The organism is Sphingorhabdus sp. (genome assembly GCF_044239005.1).
In the GTDB taxonomy this organism is placed as follows: Bacteria; Pseudomonadota; Alphaproteobacteria; order Sphingomonadales; family Sphingomonadaceae; genus Sphingorhabdus_B.
Window position 1 is genome coordinate 1 of record NZ_JBIICH010000113.1, and the last position, 6,580, is coordinate 6,580.

Annotated in this window: 10 protein-coding genes; all 10 read left to right on the top strand. The window is 55.3% G+C overall.

Annotated elements, in window-relative coordinates:
- Positions 1 to 129: 129 nt before the first annotated feature.
- A complete protein-coding gene (locus tag ACILQA_RS08910) occupies positions 130 to 1,017 on the top strand; it encodes a fructose bisphosphate aldolase (protein ID WP_395629384.1) in 888 nt (295 codons plus the stop codon).
- 71 nt (positions 1,018 to 1,088) lie between these two features.
- Complete coding sequence (gene thiE / locus ACILQA_RS08915; RefSeq protein WP_395629385.1) at positions 1,089 to 1,712, top strand: thiamine phosphate synthase; 624 nt, start codon at positions 1,089 to 1,091, stop codon at positions 1,710 to 1,712.
- Positions 1,713 to 1,793: 81 nt separating this feature from the next.
- Entirely contained in the window at positions 1,794 to 2,357 is a 564-nt protein-coding gene (efp, locus tag ACILQA_RS08920) for an elongation factor P (RefSeq protein WP_183940595.1), read from the top strand.
- Positions 2,357 to 3,175 carry an inositol monophosphatase family protein gene (locus tag ACILQA_RS08925; RefSeq protein WP_395629386.1) on the top strand — a complete coding sequence of 273 codons (819 nt, stop codon included), beginning with the start codon at positions 2,357 to 2,359 and terminating at the stop codon, positions 3,173 to 3,175. Before efp ends, ACILQA_RS08925 begins: the two co-directional genes overlap by 1 nt.
- A gap of 101 nt (positions 3,176 to 3,276) precedes the next feature.
- Positions 3,277 to 3,651, top strand: coding sequence for an NADH-quinone oxidoreductase subunit A (ndhC, locus tag ACILQA_RS08930; RefSeq protein ID WP_296197889.1), 375 nt, complete (start codon positions 3,277 to 3,279; stop codon positions 3,649 to 3,651).
- Positions 3,642 to 4,178 carry an NADH-quinone oxidoreductase subunit B family protein gene (locus ACILQA_RS08935; protein ID WP_183940602.1) on the top strand — a complete coding sequence of 179 codons (537 nt, stop codon included), beginning with the start codon at positions 3,642 to 3,644 and terminating at the stop codon, positions 4,176 to 4,178. The genes ndhC and ACILQA_RS08935 overlap by 10 nt, the downstream gene beginning before the upstream one ends.
- Positions 4,175 to 4,882, top strand: a complete 708-nt coding sequence (locus tag ACILQA_RS08940; RefSeq protein WP_395629387.1) for an NADH-quinone oxidoreductase subunit C — start codon at positions 4,175 to 4,177, stop codon at positions 4,880 to 4,882. The genes ACILQA_RS08935 and ACILQA_RS08940 overlap by 4 nt, the downstream gene beginning before the upstream one ends.
- A gap of 2 nt (positions 4,883 to 4,884) precedes the next feature.
- Entirely contained in the window at positions 4,885 to 6,090 is a 1,206-nt protein-coding gene (locus ACILQA_RS08945) for an NADH-quinone oxidoreductase subunit D (RefSeq protein ID WP_395629390.1), read from the top strand.
- A complete protein-coding gene (locus ACILQA_RS08950) occupies positions 6,090 to 6,269 on the top strand; it encodes a hypothetical protein (RefSeq protein ID WP_395629388.1) in 180 nt (59 codons plus the stop codon). Before ACILQA_RS08945 ends, ACILQA_RS08950 begins: the two co-directional genes overlap by 1 nt.
- On the top strand, positions 6,262 to 6,580 hold a 319-nt coding region (locus ACILQA_RS08955; protein ID WP_395629389.1), incomplete at its 3' end, for an NAD(P)H-dependent oxidoreductase subunit E. The genes ACILQA_RS08950 and ACILQA_RS08955, both read left to right, overlap by 8 nt.

A 6,580-nucleotide genomic window follows, 5' to 3' on the forward strand; every position in this document is an offset into this window, starting at 1 on the left:
GAATGGATGGAAGGCAAACCGCTTCCGGGCGTGGATGCTTTGAATATAATTTAGACATGCGGGGCCTTGCCCCGTTTTTTTCGGATGCTAATGCATACGTATGCAACGCCAAGGTAGAGGGAAGAGCGGATGAACGACCAAGAGATGTTCGAAAAAGTAGCGACGGCAACGGGTTTTATTGCTGCGCTTGACCAAAGTGGCGGTTCAACGCCGAAGGCCCTTCGTGGTTATGGCATCGAAGAAGATGCGTATTCGACCGAAGAAGAAATGTTCGGCCTCATCCATGACATGCGTTCGCGCATCATCACATCGCCAAGCTTTTCCGGCGACAAGGTCTTGGGTGCCATCTTGTTTGAGCGCACAATGGACGGCCATGCGGACGGCAAGCCAGTGCCAGACGCACTGCGTGATCGCGGCGTTGTGCCCTTTTTGAAGGTCGACAAGGGCCTTGAGGACGAAGCGGACGGCGTTCAGATGATGAAGCCAATGCCAGATTTGGATGCGCTGCTCGCGCGGGCCAAAGCAAAGGGCGTGTTCGGAACGAAAAAGCGTTCGGTTATTAACAAGGCCTCGCCATCGGGCATTGCCGCAATCGTGCAGCAACAATTTGAAGTGGCGGAGCAAATCCTTGCCCACGGCCTGATGCCGATTATTGAGCCTGAAATTAACATCAAAAGCGCCGACCGTGCGCAAAGCGATGTCATCCTGCGCGACGAAATACTCAAGGCGCTGGACACCGTTTCGGGCGACAATAAGGTGATGTTGAAACTGTCAATCCCTGCTGAGGCGGGCACCTTTGATGCGCTGGTGAGCCACCCGCGCGTGCTGCGCGTCGTTGCCTTGTCCGGCGGATTTGCAAGGCCTGAGGCTTGCGCAGAGCTTGCCAAAAACAAAGGCATGATCGCCAGCTTCTCCCGCGCATTGTTGGAAGATTTGCGGCACCAGATGACACCGGCAGAATTTGATGCCGCGCTCGGTGGTGCAATTGACGAAATCCACGCCGCGTCGGCGACATAAGTTTGGAGAGGGGCCGGCGGCAGATGCGCAAGATGTTTGCCGCCGGCCTTAAGCCCCGCTAAGAGCGCGGCATGAAAGAATTTCCCTGCCAGTTATACCTGATCTCGCCGACCGATGTTGGCGGAGATTTCCCGCAAATCCTTGAATCCGCGCTGTCCGCCGGCCCCGTCGCGGCGTTCCAGTTTCGCGTCAAGGATGTGGACCAGCATGAGGCAGCAGCCTTAGCCGAACCATTGCAAGCGATATGCGCTGCGCATGATGTGGCCTTCATCGTCAATGACAGCGTTGCTCTCGCCAAACGGTTGAAGGCCGATGGCGTGCATCTGGGGCAGGGGGATGGCGACGTTCGTGAAGCCCGCGAAACGCTTGGTCCTGACGCGCAGATTGGTGTTACCTGCCACAACAGTCGGCATCTTGCGATGGAAGCAGCAGAGGCTGGCGCGGATTATGTCGCCTTTGGCGCGTTCTTCCCGACGACCACCAAAGAGGTCGATCATGTCGCCGAACTCGACACCGTACAGAAATGGGCGTTTATCACCGAGGTCCCTTGCGTTGCGATTGGCGGCATCACGCCCGACAACGCCAAACCGCTGATTGATGCGGGCGCGGATTTCCTTGCTGTCAGCGGTGCTGTGTGGAACCATCCGCAAGGTGCTGCCGAAGCGGTAAAGGCGTTCAACGCACTGCTTGCCTAATTGCGCTGTCGTCGTTAAAGGCCGCGTCCAACGGCACGTATTTGCGTGCCTGCTCTTTCCATCTGTTAAGCGAGTGCTCTCATGAAAATCAACGCGGTTGAAATCAAGCCGGGTAATATTCTGGAATATGAAAACGGTCTGTGGCGCGTGGTGAAAACCGCGCATACCCAGCCGGGCAAGGGTGGCGCTTATATGCAGGTTGAGCTTAAAAACCTGCGCGATGGTCGTAAGAACAACATCCGTTTCCGTTCGGCCGAAAGCGTCGAAAAGGTCCGTCTTGACCAGAAAGACTTCCAGTTTTTGTATGCCGAGGGCGACAATCTGGTGTTCATGGATAAGGAAACCTATGATCAGGTAACGCTTCCGACGGACCTGTTGGGTGATGCTGCGGCATTCCTTCAGGACGGCATGGACGTTGTCATGGAAATGTATGACGACGAAGCATTGTCGGTTGCATTGCCAGACCAGATCGAAGCGACAATTGTCGAGGCTGACGCGGTTGTTAAAGGACAGACGGCGTCGTCAAGCTACAAGCCAGCGATCCTGGATAACGGCGTGCGCGTTATGGTGCCGCCATTTATCAGTGCGGGGACACGCATTGTCGTCGACGTTTACGAACGGGAATATGTCCGGAAGGCCGACTAATGCCAGCGCTTACCGGTCTGTTGACCATAATGGAAAAAGCTGCCCGTAAAGCGGGTGGCAAATTGCGCCGCGACTTTGGCGAAATCGAACATTTGCAGGTTTCGCAAAAGGGACCGGCAGACTTCGTGTCGAAGGCGGACGAGCGCGCAGAAGATACGATCTTCCGTGAACTGGAAATCGCGCGTCCCGATTGGGGCTTCCTGATGGAAGAAGGCGGCGAAATCGCAGGGGCGGAGGGCAAACCGCGCTTCATCGTCGACCCGCTTGATGGCACCAGCAACTTTCTGCACGGTATTCCGCATTTTGCGATTTCGATCGCGGTGCAGGATCCAAAGCCCGATGGTTCGGGCTGGGGCGATATATTCGCTGGCTTGGTCTATAACCCGATCACCGACGAAAGCTTTTGGGCGGAGCGCGGCAAGGGCGCCTGGCTTGGTAACCGCCGTCTGCGCGTATCGGCGCGTCGCCAGTTGAATGAAGCACTTATCTCCACGGGCACACCGTATAAGGGGCATGGCGATTTTGACGAATGGGGCAAAATTTTTGCTGCTATCGGTCCATCGGTCGCCGGAATTCGCCGCTTTGGCGCGGCCAGCCTCGATCTCGCATGGCTTGCCGCAGGGCGCTATGACGGCTTTTGGGAAAGCGGTTTGTCGCCTTGGGACACAGCTGCGGGATGCTTGCTGGTGCGTGAAGCGGGCGGCTTTGTGACCGACTATCGCGGACGTAGCCCGCATATCGCGGACGCGCAGGTTTTGGCGGCAAATGACATCTTGCACAGTAAGCTACACAAGCTGCTTGTTGGGGCGATAAAATAAAGCACTAAATTGGCTGAAAAAATGCCGAGTCTTGGCCTTGCGGGGCGAGATTCTTATGCCTAAAAGCGCCGCAACTTACGGGGTCCGGAAGCGAGTCTGATATGACTGATTTGTCGCAATATTTGCCCATTCTGCTTTTTCTGGTGGTCGCGCTCGCGCTGTCGTCAGCGTTTGTGTTTTTGCCTATGGGCGTATCGCGCCTGACGGGCACACATAAACCGACCGAGGCAAAGCTCACCGAATATGAATGTGGCTTCCCCGCATTTGAAGATTCGCGCAGCCAGTTTGATGTCCGCTTTTACCTCGTCGCGATCTTGTTCATTATTTTCGACCTTGAAGCCGCATTTTTGTTTCCTTGGGCCGTTAGCTTGGGTGAAACGGGCTGGATTGGTTGGGGCACCATGATGCTGTTCCTGTTCGAACTGGTCATTGGCTTCATTTACGCATGGAAAGTGGGAGCACTCGAATGGGAGTAATCACACCTGCACTGACGGACGCGCAAGCGCCCGATGCAGCGTTCTTCAAGGATATTGAGAGCGAAGTGAACGACAAGGGCTTTGTCGTTTCGTCGACCGAGGACCTATTCAACTGGGCGCGCACCGGTTCTTTGTGGCCAATGACTTTTGGTCTGGCATGCTGTGCGGTCGAAATGATCCACGGCTATATGCCGCGTTATGACTTTGAACGGTTCGGTATCGCACCGCGCGCGTCACCGCGCCAATCGGACGTTATGATTGTGGCTGGCACCTTGTGCAACAAAATGGCCCCGGCGCTACGCAAGGTATACGACCAGATGTCGGAACCGAAATATGTCATTTCCATGGGCAGCTGCGCCAATGGCGGTGGCTATTACCATTATAGCTATAGTGTTGTGCGTGGGTGCGACCGTGTTGTCCCTGTGGACATTTATGTACCGGGATGCCCGCCAACAGCAGAGGCATTGTTGTACGGCATTATGCAGCTTCAGCGCAAAATCCGTCGCGTAGGGACAATCGAACGGTGAGCCATTCCGCGCCCCTTATTCACACGCCCGATGGCACGATTGCAGCCATCACCAAAGCGCTTGGCGCCAATTTGGTATCCATTGAGGAAGCCAATGGCGAAGTTGCGGTGCACATCCACCGGGACTCGCTCGTCGAATGCATGATCAAGCTGCGCGACGAATGCGCGTATCAGCAGTTGATGGAAATGGCCGGCGTTGATTGGCCTGATCGTGATCCACGGTTTGAAGTCGTCTATTGCTTGCTCAGCCTGACCAAGAACCACCGTATTCGCGTGCATTTGGCAACGAATGAAGATCATCCCGTGCCTTCGGTTACTGGCATTTGGCCTGTCGCCGGATGGTTGGAGCGCGAAGTGTTCGACATGTACGGCGTGCTGTTTTCGGGCAATTCCGATCTGCGCCGGATTTTGACTGATTATGGTTTTTCCGGGCATCCACAGCGTAAGGACTTCCCGCTGTCGGGCTATGTTGAGCTGCGTTATTCCGAAGAAGAAAAGCGCGTGAAATATGAGCCGGTCCAACTGGCGCAAGATTTCCGCAACTTCGACTTCCTCTCGCCATGGGAAGGCGCAGATTATGTTCTGCCCGGCGACGAAAAAACCGGCGAAGGCTCAGCTGCGCCAGCGGGCGCAGATAAAACTGCGAACAAGGAAGCGGTTAAGCGGACAGCGCGCAAGCCAAAGGCGACGGGAGACAAAGCATGAGCATGCAGCAAGATCTCGCCCCGACAACTGGCGATGAAGTCATCCAGAATTATACGATCAACTTTGGTCCGCAGCACCCTGCCGCGCACGGCGTTCTGCGTCTGGTCATGGAGCTCGATGGTGAAATCGTTGAGCGTCTGGACCCGCATATCGGCCTGTTGCACCGCGGCACGGAAAAGCTGATCGAGTATAAAACCTATCTGCAGGCTTTGCCGTATTTTGATCGGTTGGATTATGCGTCGCCAATGGCGATGGAGCATAGCTATGTTCTGGCGGTCGAAAAGTTGCTCGATCTCGAAGTGCCCATCCGCGCGCAATATCTGCGTGTATTGTTTGCCGAATTGACGCGTATCAAAAACCATACGCTGAACATCGCGCACCACATTATCGATGTTGGTGCGATGACGCCGCCTTTGTGGCTTTACGAAATCCGCGAAGATTGCATGGCGTTTTATGAGCGGGCAAGTGGCGCGCGTATGCATGCCGCGTGGTTCCGCCCCGGTGGCGTGCATCAGGATGTGCCGTTAAAGCTTTTGACCGATATCGCCGAATGGCTCGATGACCGTATGCCGCGTCTGTTTGAAGACGCGATGTCATTGGTTGTCGATAACCGTATTTTCAAACAGCGTAACGTGGATATCGCGATTGTTTCCAAAGAAGACGCGATCAAATGGGGCTTTTCAGGTCCAATGATCCGTGGCGCAGGCATCCCGTGGGATATCCGCAAGAGCCAGCCATATGACGCATATGCCAAAATGGATTTTGACATTCCTGTCGGCACGCGCGGCGATTGCTATGACCGGTTCATGGTCCGCGTTGAAGAAGTGCGTCAGTCCGTCCGCATTATGAAGCAATGTCTTCAGCAGATGCCCGAAGGCCCCGTCTGCAGCGACGACCGCAAGGTTTCGCCACCAAAGCGCGCGGAAATGAAGCAGTCGATGGAAGCGTTGATCCATCATTTCAAACTCTACACTGAAGGCTTCAAGGTCCCTGCCGGCAGCGTCTATGTCGCGACCGAGAGCCCCAAGGGCGAATTCGGCGTCTATTTGGTCTCTGACGGCACCAACAAGCCATATCGTTGCAAGATCCGTCCGACGGCATTTTCGCATTTGCAGGCAATGGATTTCATGAGCCGTGGGCATATGCTTGCGGACACCACCGCGATCTTGGGTGCGCTCGACATCGTGTTTGGGGAGTGTGACCGGTAATGACGCGGGAAGTGCTTTTTCTAGCGAGCGCTGCATTGGGTTCCATCGCGATGGTCGCGGCGTATCTGTGGCTGTTCCATGGCGAAGTCTCGGTCAAGGAAGTTGGTTCGACCGCTGCTGCCATGATGTTTGGCGCATATTTGGGACGTATTTGGGGACGGAACGAAGCACATGGCTGATGCAGCACACACTCCAAACGAAGCGGATGCACGCGCCCAATTTGGCGCTTTTGCGTTTTCTGCTGAAAACAAGAAGACCGCCGACATGTATGTCGGACGCTATCCTGCCGGGCGTCAGCAGTCTGCGGTGATGGCTCTGCTTGATTTGGCGCAACGTCAGGTTGGCGAAGAAACGCAGACACAGGGCTGGTTGCCGGTTCCTGTTATCGAATATGTCGCAAGCTATCTCGGCATGCCATATATGCGCGCTTATGAAGTCGCGACCTTCTACACCATGTACAATCTCGCGCCGGTTGGCCGGTTCCATGTTC

Bases quoted from the DNA above. Each gene is read 5' to 3' on its own strand.
- ACILQA_RS08945 (WP_395629390.1), top strand. From the start codon at position 4,885: ATGCAGCAAGATCTCGCCCCGACAACTGGCGATGAAGTCATCCAGAAT.
- efp (WP_183940595.1), top strand. From the start codon at position 1,794: ATGAAAATCAACGCGGTTGAAATCAAGCCGGGTAATATTCTGGAATAT.
- ACILQA_RS08935 (WP_183940602.1), top strand. From the start codon at position 3,642: ATGGGAGTAATCACACCTGCACTGACGGACGCGCAAGCGCCCGATGCA.
- ndhC (WP_296197889.1), top strand. From the start codon at position 3,277: ATGACTGATTTGTCGCAATATTTGCCCATTCTGCTTTTTCTGGTGGTC.
- ACILQA_RS08925 (WP_395629386.1), top strand. From the start codon at position 2,357: ATGCCAGCGCTTACCGGTCTGTTGACCATAATGGAAAAAGCTGCCCGT.
- ACILQA_RS08910 (WP_395629384.1), top strand. From the start codon at position 130: ATGAACGACCAAGAGATGTTCGAAAAAGTAGCGACGGCAACGGGTTTT.
- ACILQA_RS08950 (WP_395629388.1), top strand. From the start codon at position 6,090: ATGACGCGGGAAGTGCTTTTTCTAGCGAGCGCTGCATTGGGTTCCATC.
- thiE (WP_395629385.1), top strand. From the start codon at position 1,089: ATGAAAGAATTTCCCTGCCAGTTATACCTGATCTCGCCGACCGATGTT.